Origin of the sequence: Mesobacillus sp. (assembly GCF_049588175.1) — a bacterium.
Classification (GTDB): Bacteria; Bacillota; Bacilli; order Bacillales; family Cytobacillaceae; genus Mesobacillus.
The window spans coordinates 1-1,753 of sequence record NZ_JBAVFI010000142.1 but is presented as its reverse complement, the minus strand read 5'-3'; the positions used below and the strand labels follow the sequence as shown (position 1 = coordinate 1,753).

Annotated in this window: 2 protein-coding genes and 1 pseudogene; 1 reads left to right on the top strand and 2 read right to left on the bottom strand. The window is 40.6% G+C overall.

Annotated features, from left to right (window positions below):
• Positions 1 to 550 (top strand): annotated as a pseudogene (locus WB217_RS03505) (short-chain dehydrogenase); the annotation flags it as partial.
• 204 nt (positions 551 to 754) lie between these two features.
• Here the strand turns inward: WB217_RS03505 and WB217_RS03500 are convergent.
• Positions 755 to 955 (bottom strand): cold-shock protein, encoded by a 201-nt coding sequence (locus WB217_RS03500; protein ID WP_207497661.1) that lies wholly within the window; start codon positions 953 to 955, stop codon positions 755 to 757.
• A gap of 178 nt (positions 956 to 1,133) precedes the next feature.
• Positions 1,134 to 1,753, bottom strand: a 620-nt coding sequence (locus WB217_RS03495; protein WP_423990681.1) for a hypothetical protein, incomplete at its 5' end; no start/stop codon positions are given.

The window sequence follows — 1,753 nt, the reverse complement described above, 5'->3', positions numbered from 1 at the left end:
CAATCATCTTGGTCACTTTGCTTTAACAGGATTATTATTGCCATTCCTTAAAGCTTCAACTGGCTCGCGTGTAGTCACTTTGAGCAGCATTGCCCACAGGGGAGCATCGATTGATTTTAATAATCTGGATGGTTCTAAGGGGTATAAGGCAATGAAGTTTTATGGCCAGAGCAAGCTGGCAAATTTGCTGTTCGCAAAGGAGCTCGACAATCGATTCAAGATGCATGGGATCAAGACGATTAGTATCGCTTGTCATCCTGGTATATCAAATACAAATCTCTTTAAAATGGGAAAATCGGAAACACCCGGATATATGAAGCGAATTATGAATATCTTTTTCCAGCCTGCCCATATGGGGGTGCTGCCAACACTGTATGCCGCGACAGAAGAAAGTCTCCAAGGCGGAGAGTATGTAGGTCCGGATGGAAGAGGGAATCGAAAAGGATATCCAGCTATCGAAATACCTGCACCAGGGGTGTATAACGAAACCACTATGAAAAAGTTATGGGAAGTGTCAGAGGACTTGACCGGGGTAACCTATCATTTTTAAATTGATCCTGTAGGTGCCAGAATTAAAACTCTGGCACCCTTTTAAAAGAGGTAACTTAATAGGGGGTGAAATGAGGTCAACTACTCGGATGCTGCGTTAGGTATATATTTGTATAAAACCTGCTCTTTAAATGAGCAGGTTTTTTGTGATTATTAACGCAAAAAAACAGACCCTTAAAAAGGATCTGTTTAATAGTAAGATCTATTAAGCTTTTTGAACGTTAGCAGCTTGTGGTCCACGAGCGCCTTGCTCAACGCTGAAAGTTACTTTTTGACCTTCGTCTAATGATTTGAAACCTTCGGACTGGATAGCAGAGAAGTGTACGAATACGTCTTCGCCAGCTTCACGCTCGATAAATCCAAAACCTTTTTCTGCATTAAACCATTTTACTGTACCTTGTTCCATTTTTGTTGCCTCCTAGTGCTATGTGCACAATATGTTACTATCCTTGCCCAAAGTGATCATTAAGACGAAAATTACTATCCTTTACACCGAACAAAAATAATTCTTCTTTAGAATAACAGGAAATGGAACGAATAGCAAATGAAATAAATATTTACTCGCATTTTCTGAGATTGGTATTCTACTTTCTGCTGTCAGTATCCATTAATTCAGAAGTAATCAGCATTTCAGATCCACTGCTATCCTTCATATAGAATTCCTTTTTGACCAGGCCGTACTTAGGAGCCCAATATTGTCTTGAAATACTGCCGTCTTGATTTTCCTGCTCTAAAACGATCGCCTTTTTAATGGAGCCGATCGGGAGGAGGAGATTCTTATTTGAGGAAACAATCTTCCATCCATTTATGACAGTTCCCTCTGATATTGGGTTTGTCAGAATAGGAACCTCTTTAAAATCTTTTTCAAGAGATGTGACTGCCGGCACGTTTTTTTCATAGTACTCAGGCTGCTGGTAAACAAGATATATCCCTTTCTCCGTTAGCTTATAAATCTTCAACATGCTCGTTCCGCCATTGCTGACAATGGTCGGCAGGTAATTTCCCTGCATCTCGAATACAGTTTCTTTCTCTTCCGCAAATTCATTTCCTGTTCCCTTGAAGTATTTGATCTGGTTTTCAGCAGGAAAATATGTTTTTAATGATATCTCCTGGCCGGACTGATCAGGCTTAGAATCAGGACTAACAGGGGAAGTTGTCGGCTTAGAGGGCGCATCATTGGTCTTACCAGGGTCATTAGTTATCG